This is a genomic window from Halohasta sp. A2, assembly GCF_056175805.1.
Map to the genome: position 1 here is coordinate 1 of NZ_JAQFWV010000075.1, position 14,709 is coordinate 14,709.

Here is a 14,709-nt window from a genome sequence, read left to right on the forward strand (position 1 = left end):
GTGCTTCATTGATCGCGTCATCAAGCTCTTTTTCCGACAGATGTTTCACCAACTTGGTCCGACGAGAAGCCTTCATTAGCGCCTATACGCGCTCCGTAGATTCAAACATAGCGCAGACCACTCTTGCCGAGCGTGCGCTTGATTACCGAGAAGACAGTCTCAAATAGTGCTCGTTGGCCGTAGAGAGCCTCATCGATCTGCGCGTTATGCGCGTGATCGATGGGGCGGAACTCACGGTGCTTGATTAGCGGCCTCACGCCTTCTTCCCTTAGTTTATTTCGAACCTTTGTCGGTCTTGGCGACTGGTCGACGTTCGTGGACAAAAAGCTCGTGAAAAGAGGTGTGTCTATGATTTCGCTACAGCGGAATCGTGGTGTGTTACTCGACACCATCGACGGTGTCCTACAACTCGTTCAGCCAGCGCCGCTGGTTGCTCGTCAACCCGTGGCGTCTGACTGTCTCGTCACCATTGGTCTCGTCTTTAGCTGAACCTAGGTGCTAAGCCCCCTTCCTCAACGAGCGACCGTAGGGAGCGAGTAGGGAGGGGATACAGCACCACACAGTTCTCAAACATGTTTCGACACTTGGCTCACAGGCCAACGTTTCACCGACGCTATTATGTGTGAAATGTGCATAGTGTGCATTACGGTGAAACGGAAGACGATCACCATTCGGGAGGACCAAGACGAGTGGATTGAGAACCAACACCTCAACCTCTCGTCGTTCATCCGTGAACAACTGGACGAACTAATCGAGGAACGAGAGTAACGGATGTACTATGGCTACAAGTACCATCTCAACCCGTCCAACGCCCACCGTGAGGAGTTGGACCGCCACCGCGATATTTGTCGGCAACTGTACAATCACGCACTCTACCGGCTTAACGAGTACCAAGACGAACATGGTGAACTCCCGTCGATGACCACACTACGGTCGGAGCTACCCGACCTCAAAAAGTGGTGGGACGGCCTCTCAGACGTGTACTCGAAGGTTCTCCAAACCGTCGTGGAACGCCTGTTCGACAACCTCAAAGGACTCTCCAAGCTCAAGGACAACGGCTACGACATCGGTCAACTCACATGGAAACCGCCACGCGAGTTCCGCAGTTACACGTACAGTCAGTCTGGCTTCAAGCTCGACAAGAAGGGCGGTCAGACTGTACTGTCGCTCTCGAAACTCGCGGAAATACCGATTCGGCTCCACCGCGCCATCCCCGACGACGCCACACTCAAACAGGTCACGGTCAAAAAGGAACCGACGGGCGAGTGGTTCGCCACGTTCGGCGTTGAAGTAGACCGTGAACCACCCGAGAAACCCGACGAACTGACCGGCGTGGTTGGTATCGACGTAGGGATTCTCAAGTACGCCCACGATACCGACGGCACGGCGGTCGGGTCGCTCGACCTCTCGAACGAACGCGAACGCTTGGAGCGAGAGCAACGGAAGCTCTCGCACAAACAGCATGGGTCGAACAGCTACGAGAAGCAACGACGTCGCGCCGCGGAGTGTCACGCGGACCTCCGACGGAAGCGCCGTGACTTCCTACACAAACTCTCGGCGTACTACGCTCGGGAGTTTGACCTCGTGGCGGTCGAAGACCTGAACGTAAAGAGGATGATGGAGTCGCCGTCGAACAGCCGCAATACGGCGTCTGCCGCGTGGAGAACGTTCCTCTCGCTGCTCAAATACAAGTGCGAGCGAGCGGGGACGCACTTCGTAGCGGTCAACCCGAGAGGGACGACCAAAGAGTGCGCTTCGTGCGGCGTTTCGACGGAGAAGCCGTTGTGGGTCCGTGAACATTCGTGTCCTGCCTGCGGGTTCGAGGCGGACAGGGACGCGAACGCGGCGTGGAACATTCTTTCTCGCGGTCTACAAGATGTAGGAATGGGATACTCCGAATCAACGTCCTCAGAATCGCTTTGCGATTCTGATGTGCGGACGAGAGCTAGAGTGGTTGGCGTAACCTTTGAACGGACTGATGTCAGCAACAGGCCAGCGGATACCGATCGCTCAATGGACGAGAACTCAAGCATTCAAACGTGGTGCAGACCACTCAAGCTCTCGTCAACGCCTGTGGAGACTGCGCTCCCTACGGGAACTACTCCGGTCCCTGCAAAGCGCGTCGTGGAAACAGGAAGCCCTACCCTCACCGAGCGAACGGCGTCAGCCGTGAGCAAGTAGGGTAGGGTAGGGTAGTTCACGGTGCAACCACTCACGGCGGTTAGACATCAACAAATCGGTGAGAGACTCCAAAACACTGATTCTCTGTCTCAATAGACCCTCACAAACACTGTGATAATTCCTAACACAGTTGGTGTTGAATCATCTAATATGCCACGAGACGTGTTGGTACCGACAGACGGCTCTCCACTCTCTGAAGACGCACTCGAACAGAGTATCACTACGTTCCCCGGCGGGGACATCACGCTCATTTATGTCGACGACCCGCGAAACACGACTCTGAACGACGACGAGCTACGCCCGGAACGGATCTTTGCTGACCTGCTTGATATCGCTGAGCGCCACGACATCGAGGTCGACACCGAGATCCGCGTTGGCCATCCGAGTCGTGAGATCGTGCGCTTCAGCGAGGAAGCAGACGTCGACGAAATCATGATGGGAAGCCATGGTCGCGAGCGAGTCTCACGAATCCTGTTAGGGAGCGTTGCCGAACGCGTCCTTCGACGAGCACCGGTCCCAGTTACAATTGTCCGCCCGCACCAACGTATGGGCACAAAGCACCACATCGTCCCGGTCGACGGCTCAGAACAGTCGGCAAAAGCACTCCAGTACGCCGCTTCGGTTTTTCCAGACGTTGACACGACAATCCTCCATGCAATTGACCCGATGGAAACACACTACGGCGAGGGACAATTGGTCCACTCAGAAGCAGAATACGAACGTATCCAACAGCGAGCATCGGAATTGCTGGCAGACGCAGCAGACCTCGCCGAAGAGTACGATGCCACCGTCACAACGACCACAATTGTCGAGTGGGGACCGAATCGACCCGCGGATGCTATTCTCACCTATATTGATAACAACGATGTCGACCATGTGATTATGGGGAGCCACGGTCGCTCTGGGGTATCGAGACTGCTCCTCGGCAGTGTCGCAGAAACCGTTGCGAGACGGTCACCAGCACCGGTAACAGTCGTTCGATAGCATCAAGAACGCGGCCGGAAGTACGGAAAGACGATGTAGATATGCAACGACAACGGTCGTTGCAATGGAAGACCGATACTCGTGAACTGGCCCGAAACGTGGGTAGTCGCCCGGATCTCAGCGTCACCCAGAGCGTTCTCAAGCGCACTCCAGTCCCGGTAACCATTATCAGGTGACGGAGGTCCTCATCCAGCGGGGATCGCTTCGACCTCGACCCGACCGATATCCGGTGGCTCGTCGATCAGCACGGCGGCCTGTCCTTCGACGAGCCGCTCTCCATCGGCGTCGACGACGTCCGTTGTCAGCTGGTACTTGTTCCCGTGGACGTGCTCGGTGATCTCACAGACTGCGGTGAGCCGTTCGCCGATGTCGGCTGGCTGCAGGAACGAGAGTGTTTGAGAAACGTAGATGGTCACGCCGGGGAAGCGAGCCAACGCCGCACTGATCAGGCCGCCGACGAGCGTCCCCTGGACGATTCGTCGACCGAACCGTGTCTCGCTGGCGTAGTCCTCATCAAGATGGAGGCGGTTCGTGTCACCGCTGGCGGCCGCGAACTCCCGCACATCTCCTTCGCTGATCGGTTTCGTGAAGGCGATCCGGTCGCCGACCGAGACTGCCGCATCCGAGAGCCCACGGCTCTCTGTCTCCCAGTCGTCCATCTCGTAGGCGGTCTCCTGAAACCGGTGGTAGCGGTGGGCCTCGTCGTCGGGGCGGTCGAGTTCGCTGCGCTGGAGGACCTGCGGGACGTGGTGGACAATATCGTCGGTACTAACGAGCCCGACGAGCTCCTCGCCATCAAGGACGACCAACCGAGCAATGTCGTTGTCACTCATCCGGTCGACGGCCTCGCCGACGGTCGCGCTTGTATCGATGGTCACTACGTCAGTCGACATGAAATCCGCCAGCCTGCGCCGCCGTGGGTCCGCGTCGCCGCGAAGGACCCCCACGAAGTCGTCGCTGGTGACGATGCCGACGACCTCGCCCTCGTCGACGACAACCAGCGATCCGATATTCTCGTTCTGGCAGGTGGCCGCAGCCACGGTCGACGTGGTGTCGGGGGGAACTGTCTCGGCGGGACTGCTCATGATGTCGTTGATCCGGATCGGAAACGCCATACGACCTCTACCGAAAAGCGCGGGAAGAACATACTGGCAATGAGGTTACGATTTATACAGAATCGAGGAGAATACCTGACCCTTTAGGGTCAGGATGAATCCGACAATTCCTACACAATCCACCGGCAATGGCAGGGTCGGGTATTCCACCGTTCTTAAACCGAACCTTTACAAGAGAAGCGATTATAAGTGTTTATACAGGCGTTTAGAATGCTGGAAGTCCACCGCACCCACCGGGCAAAAATCCTCAACCACGGACAGGTAGAGAACTCGCTCGACCGGCACGGATGGTCGGCCAGCAAACTCTGGAACGTCGCCAACTACCACTCTCGTCAAGAGTGGGACGAAACGGGCGGGATACCCGATCACGGCGACCTCAAAAACGAACTGAAGAGTCATCCAAAATACAAGGGGCTGCACTCGCAGTCCAGTCAGAAAGTTCTGGAAGAGCTTTCTGAAGCCTTCAACTCGTGGTACGAAACGAGGAAGTCTGATGATCGTGCGAACCCGCCCGGCTACCGCAAGAAAAACTACTACGACCAACAGGGCCGTCTTGTCCACGAATAACACCCGCGTTCGACGGTGACGTGGAAGCAAAACGGCATCAAACACGACACTAAGAACAACCGTGTTCGACTCTCAAAGGGCTCGAATCACAAACAACACCCGAAAGCATGGGAGTACATTCTTGTCGAATACGAAACCCGTCCCGGCGTTACCGTTGAGAACCTGCAACAAGTTAGGGCCGTCTACGACAAGGCAAAAGCACGCTGGGAACTGCACCTCGTCTGTAAAGACGAGATCGAGACGCCCAACGCACCCGGAACCGAGACGGCTGGTATCGACCTCGGTATTAGTAACTTTGCAGCGATCGCCTACAGTACCGAGGAATCCGGCCTGTACCCCGGCAACCGCTTGAAGCAAGATGGGTACTACTTCCCGAAGGAGATCGCCAAGTGTGACAACTCTGGTGCCGACAAAGCCACTCGATTACACGCGAAATGGTCGGAACGCCGCACTCACTTTTTCCACTCCTTAGCGAAACACATCGTAGAACGGTGTGTCGGGAAGGGAGTTGGCCGAATCAACGTCGGAGACTTAGAGGGCGTGCGTGAAGACGAAGCTGGTAAGTCGAAAAACTGGGGTCGACACGGCAACCTTGACCTGCACGGGTGGGCGTTCGACCGCTTTACAAAGATTCTCACATACAAAGCGAAAGTCAAGGGAATCGAGGTGGTAGAAGTTTCAGAGCGTAACACGAGCAAGACGTGTTGCGTCTGCGGTAGTGAAGACGATAGTCAGCGTGTCAAGCGTGGCCTCTACGTCTGTGAGGAGTGTGACGCGGCGTTCAACGCTGACGTGAATGGAGCGGAGAACATCCGTCTCAACATCAACGACAAAAGTAACTCCGAGTCTTCGGCCAGTTTGGGCGAGGATAGGAGTACCGGCTGGTTGGCACAGCCTGGAGTCTACCTTTACGACTTGTCCAGCGGATTCCAACCGCAGGCACAAGTGGTGGACTACAAACCGTAATATCCCAACCCAGCGGTGCGGTGCCGTGGGATTCCCGCGTCTTCAGGCGCGGGAGGATGTCAATTAACTCGCCATCTTGTTCCGGCAGATATTGGAGTACAACACGATTTTGGGCGAGTATCTCCCGACGAGGGATGTCGTCCGGTAATCGTCCCTTTCGGCCGGTGGAGTTCTGTGGCTTGCCGTAGTAGATGATCCCGAAATGTACGAGACCATTCTGCTTCCGACCGACGGCAGCGCCGGTGCCGACGACGCGACCACTCGCGGGCTCGATTTGGCCCGCGTGGCCGACGCGACGGTCCACGTCCTGTCGGTCGTCGACACGAGTGCAGAACCCACAGGGATCGACGATGCCGACGCCGAAACGCTCCGCCAGCAGGAGGAAGCCCGGTGTCGGGCAGCCACGGATCGAATCGTCGAGCAGGCGAGCGACCGCGAACTGGAATACGTCGGCGAAATCCGTCAGGGAGTCCCTCACAGGGAGATCCTTGAGTACGCAGCCGAACACGATGTCGACCTGGTCGTGATGGGCTCCCACGGCCGAACAGGGACTGAGCGGGCTCGTCTCGGCAGCACGACCGAGCGCGTCATCACGCTCGGTGATACCCCAGTCATGTCGGTTCCACTCGGCGATACTGCCGACCTTCGGGAGGGGTACGGACTGTACGATGAGGTCGTCATAGCCACTGACGGCAGCGACGACGCCGAGGCAGCCGCCGAAAACGGAATCGAGATCGCCGAACAGTACGGGGCAGACGTCCACGCGATCTACGTCGTCGACACGACGACCTACGATCTCGAAGACGCGCCACGGAGCATCATCGGACTGCTCAAAGAGGGCGGTCGACAGGCGACCGAAGCTGTCGCCGCCGGAGCCCGAGAGCTGAATCTCCCGGCAACGACCAACGTTTTGCGTGGTCTACCAGACGAGGAAATCCTCGCGTTCGCCGACGGGGTCGACGCGGACCTGATCGTCCTCGGTAGTCGCGGGCGAGGCGCGGCCCCGGACCGATTGCTCGGGAGCGTCGCCGCACGCGTGATCGAACACACCGATATGCCGGTCCTGACGCGGTGATGAGCGCCACGACGCTCTGACAGATCTGCGAAGCCGCAGTGACGAACTACCAGTGTGATCAGTGTGGGACACTCGTCTATCCTACCCACTACGTCGACGAGTACGGCCTCCAGTTCCGCTCCGTCGACCTCGGCATCACACAGCTCGACGACGAGGTCGACCGCCGTGAGATGCTGTGGTTTGAGTCCCGGGACGGGTCGGCCACTGCAGATGTTCTCAATCCGAACAGCGGCTCCAGTGATGGTCGCGAGACTCAGCGCCGTCCTGAGGATCTGGCCGCCACCACCAACGCCATCGAGGGTCGTCATCGAGTACGTACTCACCAGCCTCTCATTCGGTGGCACTGTTCCTGAAAGTACTCTCCTCCAGTCGATCGAACATACCCCTGTGTAATTCGCGACCAGTAATTTACTGTCGATGATTTTGTCGCTCAAAGGGCCAAGATGGAACGGTCGTGACTGCACCCATGAGTAATTCAACAGTAAAGAACCGATTGACCAGTTTCAGGGAGGCAACGAATCACTACTTCCCGACGCTGTATGGCGATTTAACAGAGGTAAAGTACCCGATACACACACAAAATAAACAACAATTTCGCATCGTTCTACAATCCTACCAATAACTCTTTTACAGTCGGCGGGGGACTAGCGCAATAATGGGGACAGCATCCACAACGACCACTGCATCGACCTTCAATAGACCCGACAACCTTGCCGGTTACATCGCCATCGTGATGGCCCTCATAACGGGGGTTTTACATCTCATCGCTTCGACTAATGCGATTCAGTTCAGTCAGGTACTCGGTATTCTATTTGTCCTTAACGGCCTTGGTTTCCTTGTTGGTGCAGTGTTATATCTAAGCAAATACTGGAAGAAAGAACTGCTTTTGGTGGCGGCACTGTATTCACTTGTAACATTTATCGCGATCTTCCCGGTGCAGGGGTGGGGCGTCGAAGCGTTCTATATGCAAGGGAGCATCAACCCGTTTGCAGTTATCACAAAGGCTGCAGAGGCGATACTTGTGGTCTGTGCGATCTATTTGTACGCCGCCGAGTAACACGTCATCTGCGGCGAGAACAGTCACCACTCAAACGATTGCCGTAGCAAATGGACTGTAGTGACAAGGATGATTTATACTGTACTCTACCGTTTAACAACGTATGGACGAAAGCGACAGCACGAATGAGACAAAGCATCAAAACACGACTACCCCTTCTCAACTCGGAAGAGCCCTGCTGGGTATTGGACTGGCCGCACAGGCCTCCGAAGATTTCCGCGACATGGAAGATACTATAGAGTACGCGGAGTCCGCAGGAGTTCCAGCACCAAATCTCGCAGCTCCGTTCGCCTCTGGAATGATGCTCATCGCAGGCGCTGGAATCATACTCTGGAGACTTCCACGACTCTCGACAGGAGCGGCAGTTACTTTCCTAACAGTCGTAACGGCGACAATGCACGACTTCTGGAACGCTGACGATGAGGACAAAAGCGGCGAGCGACTCGCGTTCTTTGGTAACCTTGCAATGTTAGGCGGAGCACTCGTCTTCCTGAAAGAGGCGTTCCAGTAGAAAATCACCAGACAGATAATTAGCGTGATTTATACGTTGACATATTTTTCATGAATCCGATCCATACGTGCTGCCATCACGAAGTCGGTCTTGCGCAGACCGTCAATTTTGTGAGTCCACATTTCGATTCTAACTTCTCCCCATTGCAGATGAATATCTGGGTGGTGCCACTCCTCTTCAGCAAGTTCTCCAATCTCGTACGTGAACTCAAGTGCATCACGAAAATCGTCGAACGGATACACGCCTTCTGGGTGATGACCGTCGACGACCTCCCAGACACTATCGATCTCACTTACGTAGTCGGTATACTCTGACTCTGTGAGCGGTTCGTCATCTGATGTACAGGCTTCACATTCTTCATCTGCAAGTGATGGTGCCATACAAGAATATCTAAGACTGCAGTCAACCATCTGATTCGCGAACTTGACGGTCTCGGACTCATCGATACTCAAGTTTGAAATCACTTCCAATTACATCTAACCATTAAAGTTAACACTATTAGCTGACGATTGTTGAGTATGAGTGTAGGAACCGTCGACGGTAATTCTGAGTCGAGTGTGGAGGTCTCACAAGCCGCTGCTGAGCAGGCACTCGCGCTAATGGATCAGGAGGGAATGGATACTGATGTGGGTGGACTCCGACTGTTTGTCCAACAAGGAGGTTGCGCAGGCCTTTCATATGGAATGCGATTTGACAACGAGCCCGAGCCGGACGACACCGTGACCATACATCACGGCCTTCGTGTCTTTGTCGACCCGGCAAGCATGAATTACATCGGTGGCAGTCGACTCGAATACGAAGACGGCCTCCAAGCAGCCGGCTTCCACGTTGAAAATCCCAACGTCGTCTCTGAGTGTGGTTGTGGAGAGAGTTTCCGTACATGAGATTATCCCCTGAACAAGGCGTTGCAAAAATATCGTGTACGATGAGAACCGAAATCCTACGCTGGTCCCAATGTAACATGTCTCAATGAGCGCTAATTCAACAGACTCTGAAGACGATCTAACAAACCGTGTGACAAACTTCCTGCAGAGAAACTTTCCACAGATCCAGATGCACGGTGGTAACGCTGCGATCGAATATCTTGACGAAGACAGCGGCGAGGTTCATATTCAACTCGGGGGTGCGTGCTCGGGGTGTGGAATCTCACCAATGACAATCCAAGCGATCAAACAGCGAATGGTCAAAGAGATTCCAGAGATTAACAAAGTGCAAGCTAACACCGGTCACACAACTGGATCAGAGACAGACACGAGTCCATCTTTGCCTGGTCAGAGCAGTGATGAAAGCTCAACTCAGGGCCCAGACATCCCGTTTTGATCACAGATCAACGGTCAAAAATCGTCAGGTCACAAATGTCCTGGTGACTCGGTCGAAAACTGGAGGTCGCCACCACGGCCACCCTCAACCGTATCAGCGCCAACATTACCTGTCGACGGGACCTTAATTTGGACTTCTTCGATTGCATCGAACGCAAAGTACAGCTCCCGTTGCATGTTCTCTGCGGTGATATTCGAGACTCCACACCCCGAACAGGTTCCACCTAACTCGATGACGACCAACCCGGAGTCGGGATTAAGTTCACGGACCATACTACTCCCACCATGCATCTGGATCATCGGCATTTGTTGAACGATCCAGTCTTCGATTCTCGATTGTAACTCCTCTTTGGCTTCACTCATTGTGATTTCCCTGTCGGACTGCACGGATGACAAGCTCGGCACACTGGAGCCGTGCCGGTGTGAGGTCCATGCCGACGTGTCGTTCAATAAACTCACGGTCCCAACTCCGGACCTCTCGGAGTTCTGTTCCTTTCATCTGTTGTGTGAGAAGTGAGGTAGCCGCCTGCGAAAGCGTACAGCCAGCTCCCTCAAACCGAACGGATTCGATCACGTGTGGCTCATCGTCCGAGACGGTCAGTGAAATCGAAACCCAGTCACCCTCGGGATGCGTCGGTCCAACGCACTGAGGGTTGTCGACGCGCTCCGAAAGGTCTGGGTCTGATACCGTTCCGTAGTTTCGTGGATTGCTGCTGTGATCTGCGAGCAACTCACGAACGTAGGTGTTGTTCATAGGCGTTGAGTGGACGTCGTATCCGACTTCATCGGGTTTATCAACTCGGTTATACCATACTGTTCAAGTGGCTCGTTGAGTAGCTCTGCTATCGGCCACGCTGCTGAACAGTGTTTCGCCAGCACCGATGTCCCATCTATCGTGATCGTGGTGAGTGTTCCTCTGTTTTTTTGAAATCCGATCCGGAACTCAAATGACCGCTCATGTTCGTCGACAGTATGAATCCGAAGCTCACCCGTTCCATTGGCTACTGACCAATAGTCGTTGTCAGTGATTCGCAGTTCGCCAACTGGAGAGACGCATGCCGATCCACAGTCGGGACACTCTGCTCCGTGTGGTCCTGCACCGATATAGGTGTATTCAGTTCCACATTGCAGACAGTCGAGGGGTGTAATTGTCATGGGATGATATTATGAATATAAACAGAACAGCGAAGCACCAATGGTCGCTGTTCAGTTCTGGATACGTACTGGATTAGCCGAGACTGCCTTCCATCTCGAGTTCAACCAGTCGATTGAGTTCGACCGCGTACTCGATTGGAAGTTCCTCTGTCAGGGGTTCGATGAACCCTGAGACGATCATCTGCTTGGCATCGTCGTCATCCAGGCCGCGGTTCTGCAAATAAAAGATGTCCTCGTCGCCGATCTTGCCGACGGTGGCCTCGTGGGCGACGTCGACTTGTGATTCGTTTATCTCCATGTACGGCATTGTATCTGAGATCGACTCGTTGTCGAACATCAGCGCGTCACACTCGACGGCCGTCGAAGAGTTTTCGGCACCGTCGGCAATGTGGACCAAGCCGCGGTAGTTGGTCCGACCACCGTCTTTCGAGATCGACTTGGACTCGACCGTCGACTTTGTCTCGGGAGCGTTGTGGTAGACCTTTGCGCCTGTGTCGATGTTCTGGCCCTCACCTGCGAACGCGATGGTGATGTGGTTATCGGAGGCACCACGGCCTTTCAGGATGGTCGACGGATACAGCATAGTAGCCTTCGAGCCCATCGAGCCTGAAATCCACTCCATGCGCCCACCCTTCTCGGCAATAGCGCGTTTCGTGTTGAGGTTGTAGGTACTCTTCGACCAGTTTTGGACTGTCGAGTACTGGACGTGAGCATCCTCGCCAACGAAGACCTCGACGCCGCCCGAATGCAGGTTGAACTCGGAGTATTTCGGGGCCGAACAGCCCTCAATGTAGTGAACCTCTGAGCCTTCTTCGGCGATGATGAGAGTGTGTTCGAACTGGCCCATTCCTTCCGAATTCATTCGGAAGTACGCCTGAATCGGCATCTCGACTTTGGTGTCTTCGGGCACGTAGACAAAGGAACCGCCAGACCAGATCGCACCATGGAGTGCAGCGAACTTGTTGTCGCTCGGTGGGACACACTTGTTCATGAAGTGCTCCCGGACGAGATCCTCGTGGTCACGGACCGCCTTGTCCATGTCACAGAAGATGACGCCTTTTTCCTCCCACTGATCCTGCATATTCTGGTAGACGATCTCCGACTCGTACTGGGCACCGACGCCCGACAGCGCGTTCTTTTCGGCTTCCGGAATACCGAGCTTGTCGAAGGTATCCTTGATGTCCTCGGGAAGGTCGGTCCAATCGTCGACGCCACCACGGGTCTCGATATCTGGTCGGATATACGGGACGATCTCGCTGACGTCGACCTCTGAGAGATCGGGTCCTTCTGGCCAATCGGTTGGCATCGGCATGTTCTGGAAATGCTCAAGGGCGCGAAGGCGTCGCTGGAGCATCCACTCGGGTTCGTCTTTGTCCTCGGAGATGACCCGGACAGTCTCCTCAGTCAACCCCTTTTCGCTCTTGAATGCGGAGGCTTCCTCCTTTTTAAATTCAAACCGGGCCTCAGTGTTCGTCTCGCTCAGCTTTTCGTTTGAACTCATATGATGTATTTCGATATTGGTAGACATATATGTATGGGTGCAAAACCAGCTTTTGAAATCAAAAATAGTTTCTCCGTGTATTATTAGAAACTATTTCTAGTCACAAATCTTATTTTGGATCAGGAAAGAACCTCTAGCAACGAGCCAAGAAGCTAGTGTTGAAATCCATACCTAATATGAAATACGAACAGATCGGTGTCAGCAGACAGTCAACCAAAGCCGACAGAGCAGCCGACGATCAGCACCGTTCGACTCAGCTCGAAGATCAGTGCCCAGAATGTGAGGGAACACTGGTGAGAGCTGACGATACAGATGAGACAGTCTGTTCGGAGTGCGGACTAGTCGTCGCTGATAATGCTATTGATCTCGGACCTGAGTGGCGGACGTTTGATTTTGATCAGGGAGAAACTGCCTCCCGAGTTGGGTTACCAACTACACAACAGATACATGACAAAGGGTTAACAACAAATATCGGATGGCGTGATCAAGATGCCCATGGAAACCCTCTGTCAGCACGTCAACGACAAAAGATGAGTCGGCTTCGAACGTGGGACGAGCGATTCCGGACGCAGAACTCGAAGGACCGGAATCTGAAACGGGCTCTCGGCGAGATCGATCGGATGGCCTCAGCCCTTGGGGTTCCTGAGCCAACTCGTGAGACCGCGAGTGTGATCTATCGGCGAGCCTTAGATGAGGATCTACTTCTTGGTCGGTCAATAGAGTCGGTAGCTACCTGTGCACTATATGCTGCCACACGAACGAATGGTATCTCACGAACCATCGACGAACTCACAGAGGTGAGCCGCGTCGACAAATTGGATATTGAACGGACTTACCGGTACATCTCACGAGAGTTAGATCTCCAAATACCACCATCGCATCCAATGGAGTACGTGGGACGATTCGCATCGAAACTCGACTGTACGAACGAGACAGAACGGTATGCTCGAAAACTGATCGAAGACGCGACTGAGAAAGGGGTACACAGTGGGAAAAGTCCCGCAGGCATTGCGGCTGCCGCACTGTATGCCGCCTCACGTCTTTCTGGAGAATCAATCATTCAGCCCGATATATCTAAAGCAGCTAATGTGAGCGAAGTCACTATTAGACATAGATATCGGGAAATTCTGGCCGCCACAGAACTAAATACAGATGATTGACCAGAACAATAAATAAAAACTGGCCAGTTAGATAGCTTTCTGATTCTGTTACCTCAATAATCGAGTTTACGGTAAACCAATCAAATCCTGACATGCAAGACTGCGAGCTCAAGTGTCGTGGGAGACAGCCGAAGTCGTTACTTGATCAGTCTCGAACGAGACCGAGGAGACGAGCGAAGATTCCGAGATTGGACCGAGTCTCGGAGACCTTCCAGTCAGCTCTCTCAGCCGCCTTCGAGACACGAACGTACTCCCAGCAAAAAAGCGTTGATACCCGCATATCCTCGTCGCTCGCCCCAACGTAGACGTGCCGCGTCGTCGGTATCGTCTCACAGATCTCTTCGAGGACAAACCACTTGTCGCGGTCTTGGATATCGAAATCCTGTCGAAGGTCATACTCGGCAACGATCCGCTCAATCCGTTCGGTGTCGTCGTCAATGAGACCGACCGACTGACTCCAATTCTGTGCGTCCTCAAACACCGTTTTCGGGTCTTCGAGTCGTTCGATGGCCGAGAGCGAAAACGCGAGCGTTACCTCACCAGTGTCACTGTCGCCGTTCATATGACTGCTAGGCATCTGTCAATTGCTTCGGTCGCCGCCGAGACGCGCTGGCTGGCCGCGCCATCAGCGAACTTCAGGTAGTGCTCCGATCCATCGACGACTGTCGTAGAGCCATCTGTACCGAGGATGTCCAGTGCAGCGAGCCCGCTGACCATTCGAACCCCTCGTCGACGACGTGCTTGCGGCTGTCTCTCCCACGACTCGTTACCCATATACACAAAAAGAGAGCCCATAGATTATCAATCACCGGGAATGGCGCTCTAATTTTACGTTCTCAGTATGGCATTGAGTCGCGCTATCGAGTTGCAAAATAACACCAGTGAACTACCCCGTCCTGCTCGGCCTAGCGGTCTCGCTGAGGACGGGGCTTCCTGTTTCCACGACGCGCTTTGCAGGAGCCGAATTGGTTCCCGTAGGGAGCGCAGTCTCCGCAGGCAGTGAATCGGAGTGAACCACTCCTACTTGATCGAATCCGCGTGAGAGGATGTTGTACGCCGCGTTGAGGTCGCGGTCCGCCTCGAATCCGCATGAGGGACACGAGTGTTCGCGGACCCAC

Annotated in this window: 16 protein-coding genes and 3 pseudogenes; 9 read left to right on the top strand and 10 right to left on the bottom strand. The window is 54.6% G+C overall.

Features of this window, described 5'->3' with window-relative positions:
• Positions 1–125: 125 nt before the first annotated feature.
• Positions 126–287 (bottom strand): annotated as a pseudogene (locus O2S87_RS15495) (IS5/IS1182 family transposase); the annotation flags it as partial.
• Positions 288–771: 484 nt separating this feature from the next.
• Here O2S87_RS15495 and O2S87_RS15500 point away from each other — a divergent pair.
• On the top strand, positions 772–2,181 hold the full coding sequence (locus O2S87_RS15500) for an RNA-guided endonuclease InsQ/TnpB family protein (RefSeq protein WP_475409676.1): 1,410 nt from the start codon (positions 772–774) through the stop codon (positions 2,179–2,181).
• Positions 2,182–2,331: 150 nt separating this feature from the next.
• Entirely contained in the window at positions 2,332–3,165 is an 834-nt protein-coding gene (locus O2S87_RS15505; protein WP_475409677.1) for a universal stress protein, read from the top strand.
• A 185-nt stretch (positions 3,166–3,350) separates the two neighbouring features.
• Here O2S87_RS15505 and O2S87_RS15510 read toward each other — a convergent pair whose 3' ends face one another.
• The gene (locus tag O2S87_RS15510) at positions 3,351–4,280 is read right to left on the bottom strand and encodes a CBS domain-containing protein (protein WP_475409678.1); all 930 of its coding nucleotides are present in this window, start codon (positions 4,278–4,280) and stop codon (positions 3,351–3,353) included.
• A 210-nt stretch (positions 4,281–4,490) separates the two neighbouring features.
• On the opposite strand from O2S87_RS15510, the pseudogene O2S87_RS15515 reads away from it, so the two are divergent.
• A pseudogene (locus O2S87_RS15515) lies at positions 4,491–5,813 on the top strand (RNA-guided endonuclease InsQ/TnpB family protein).
• Between the two features lie 202 nt (positions 5,814–6,015).
• Positions 6,016–6,888 carry a universal stress protein gene (locus O2S87_RS15520; RefSeq protein WP_475409679.1) on the top strand — a complete coding sequence of 291 codons (873 nt, stop codon included), beginning with the start codon at positions 6,016–6,018 and terminating at the stop codon, positions 6,886–6,888.
• Between the two features lie 164 nt (positions 6,889–7,052).
• On the opposite strand, the pseudogene O2S87_RS15525 reads toward O2S87_RS15520, so the two are convergent.
• Positions 7,053–7,196 (bottom strand): annotated as a pseudogene (locus O2S87_RS15525) (RNA 3'-terminal phosphate cyclase); the annotation flags it as partial.
• A 347-nt stretch (positions 7,197–7,543) separates the two neighbouring features.
• On the opposite strand from O2S87_RS15525, the gene O2S87_RS15530 reads away from it, so the two are divergent.
• Positions 7,544–7,945: a DUF7475 family protein gene (locus O2S87_RS15530; protein ID WP_475409680.1), complete on the top strand. Its 402-nt coding sequence runs from the start codon at positions 7,544–7,546 to the stop codon at positions 7,943–7,945.
• 103 nt (positions 7,946–8,048) lie between these two features.
• The gene (locus tag O2S87_RS15535) at positions 8,049–8,456 is read left to right on the top strand and encodes a DoxX family protein (RefSeq protein ID WP_475409681.1); all 408 of its coding nucleotides are present in this window, start codon (positions 8,049–8,051) and stop codon (positions 8,454–8,456) included.
• A 29-nt stretch (positions 8,457–8,485) separates the two neighbouring features.
• Here O2S87_RS15535 and O2S87_RS15540 read toward each other — a convergent pair whose 3' ends face one another.
• Entirely contained in the window at positions 8,486–8,836 is a 351-nt protein-coding gene (locus O2S87_RS15540; protein WP_475409682.1) for a 4a-hydroxytetrahydrobiopterin dehydratase, read from the bottom strand.
• A gap of 138 nt (positions 8,837–8,974) precedes the next feature.
• Between O2S87_RS15540 and O2S87_RS15545 the strand changes: the two genes are divergently transcribed.
• Positions 8,975–9,340 (top strand): HesB/IscA family protein, encoded by a 366-nt coding sequence (locus O2S87_RS15545; protein ID WP_475409683.1) that lies wholly within the window; start codon positions 8,975–8,977, stop codon positions 9,338–9,340.
• 85 nt (positions 9,341–9,425) lie between these two features.
• Complete coding sequence (locus tag O2S87_RS15550) at positions 9,426–9,776, top strand: NifU family protein (RefSeq protein WP_475409684.1); 351 nt, start codon at positions 9,426–9,428, stop codon at positions 9,774–9,776.
• Positions 9,777–9,805: 29 nt separating this feature from the next.
• Here the strand turns inward: O2S87_RS15550 and O2S87_RS15555 are convergent, their stop codons facing one another.
• The 3 genes from O2S87_RS15555 to sufB all read right to left on the bottom strand — a co-directional run bounded on the left by O2S87_RS15555 (position 9,806) and on the right by sufB (position 12,431).
• Positions 9,806–10,138 carry a NifU family protein gene (locus O2S87_RS15555; RefSeq protein WP_475409685.1) on the bottom strand — a complete coding sequence of 111 codons (333 nt, stop codon included), beginning with the start codon at positions 10,136–10,138 and terminating at the stop codon, positions 9,806–9,808.
• Positions 10,131–10,529 carry an iron-sulfur cluster assembly scaffold protein gene (locus O2S87_RS15560; RefSeq protein ID WP_475409686.1) on the bottom strand — a complete coding sequence of 133 codons (399 nt, stop codon included), beginning with the start codon at positions 10,527–10,529 and terminating at the stop codon, positions 10,131–10,133. The genes O2S87_RS15555 and O2S87_RS15560 overlap by 8 nt, the downstream gene beginning before the upstream one ends.
• Positions 10,530–11,003: 474 nt before the next feature.
• Positions 11,004–12,431: a Fe-S cluster assembly protein SufB gene (sufB, locus tag O2S87_RS15565; RefSeq protein WP_475409687.1), complete on the bottom strand. Its 1,428-nt coding sequence runs from the start codon at positions 12,429–12,431 to the stop codon at positions 11,004–11,006.
• A 176-nt stretch (positions 12,432–12,607) separates the two neighbouring features.
• Here sufB and O2S87_RS15570 point away from each other — a divergent pair, with 176 nt between their 5' ends.
• Entirely contained in the window at positions 12,608–13,591 is a 984-nt protein-coding gene (locus O2S87_RS15570; RefSeq protein ID WP_475409688.1) for a transcription initiation factor IIB, read from the top strand.
• A 145-nt stretch (positions 13,592–13,736) separates the two neighbouring features.
• Here the strand turns inward: O2S87_RS15570 and O2S87_RS15575 are convergent, their stop codons facing one another.
• From O2S87_RS15575 to O2S87_RS15585, 3 genes are all read right to left on the bottom strand, one after another.
• Complete coding sequence (locus O2S87_RS15575) at positions 13,737–14,168, bottom strand: DUF7124 domain-containing protein (protein ID WP_475409689.1); 432 nt, start codon at positions 14,166–14,168, stop codon at positions 13,737–13,739.
• Positions 14,150–14,308 carry a hypothetical protein gene (locus O2S87_RS15580; protein ID WP_475409690.1) on the bottom strand — a complete coding sequence of 53 codons (159 nt, stop codon included), beginning with the start codon at positions 14,306–14,308 and terminating at the stop codon, positions 14,150–14,152. Before O2S87_RS15580 ends, O2S87_RS15575 begins: the two co-directional genes overlap by 19 nt.
• 169 nt (positions 14,309–14,477) lie before the next feature.
• A partial coding sequence (locus O2S87_RS15585) for a zinc ribbon domain-containing protein (protein ID WP_475409691.1) occupies positions 14,478–14,709 on the bottom strand: 232 nt, incomplete at its 5' end.

Bases quoted from the DNA above. Each gene is read 5' to 3' on its own strand.
- O2S87_RS15510 (WP_475409678.1), bottom strand. From the start codon at position 4,280: ATGGCGTTTCCGATCCGGATCAACGACATCATGAGCAGTCCCGCCGAG.
- O2S87_RS15570 (WP_475409688.1), top strand. From the start codon at position 12,608: ATGAAATACGAACAGATCGGTGTCAGCAGACAGTCAACCAAAGCCGAC.
- O2S87_RS15520 (WP_475409679.1), top strand. From the start codon at position 6,016: ATGTACGAGACCATTCTGCTTCCGACCGACGGCAGCGCCGGTGCCGAC.
- O2S87_RS15500 (WP_475409676.1), top strand. From the start codon at position 772: ATGTACTATGGCTACAAGTACCATCTCAACCCGTCCAACGCCCACCGT.
- O2S87_RS15535 (WP_475409681.1), top strand. From the start codon at position 8,049: ATGGACGAAAGCGACAGCACGAATGAGACAAAGCATCAAAACACGACT.
- O2S87_RS15530 (WP_475409680.1), top strand. From the start codon at position 7,544: ATGGGGACAGCATCCACAACGACCACTGCATCGACCTTCAATAGACCC.
- sufB (WP_475409687.1), bottom strand. From the start codon at position 12,431: ATGAGTTCAAACGAAAAGCTGAGCGAGACGAACACTGAGGCCCGGTTT.
- O2S87_RS15550 (WP_475409684.1), top strand. From the start codon at position 9,426: ATGAGCGCTAATTCAACAGACTCTGAAGACGATCTAACAAACCGTGTG.
- O2S87_RS15505 (WP_475409677.1), top strand. From the start codon at position 2,332: ATGCCACGAGACGTGTTGGTACCGACAGACGGCTCTCCACTCTCTGAA.
- O2S87_RS15540 (WP_475409682.1), bottom strand. From the start codon at position 8,836: ATGGCACCATCACTTGCAGATGAAGAATGTGAAGCCTGTACATCAGAT.
- O2S87_RS15575 (WP_475409689.1), bottom strand. From the start codon at position 14,168: ATGCCTAGCAGTCATATGAACGGCGACAGTGACACTGGTGAGGTAACG.
- O2S87_RS15545 (WP_475409683.1), top strand. From the start codon at position 8,975: ATGAGTGTAGGAACCGTCGACGGTAATTCTGAGTCGAGTGTGGAGGTC.
- O2S87_RS15555 (WP_475409685.1), bottom strand. From the start codon at position 10,138: ATGAGTGAAGCCAAAGAGGAGTTACAATCGAGAATCGAAGACTGGATC.
- O2S87_RS15580 (WP_475409690.1), bottom strand. From the start codon at position 14,308: ATGGTCAGCGGGCTCGCTGCACTGGACATCCTCGGTACAGATGGCTCT.
- O2S87_RS15560 (WP_475409686.1), bottom strand. From the start codon at position 10,529: ATGAACAACACCTACGTTCGTGAGTTGCTCGCAGATCACAGCAGCAAT.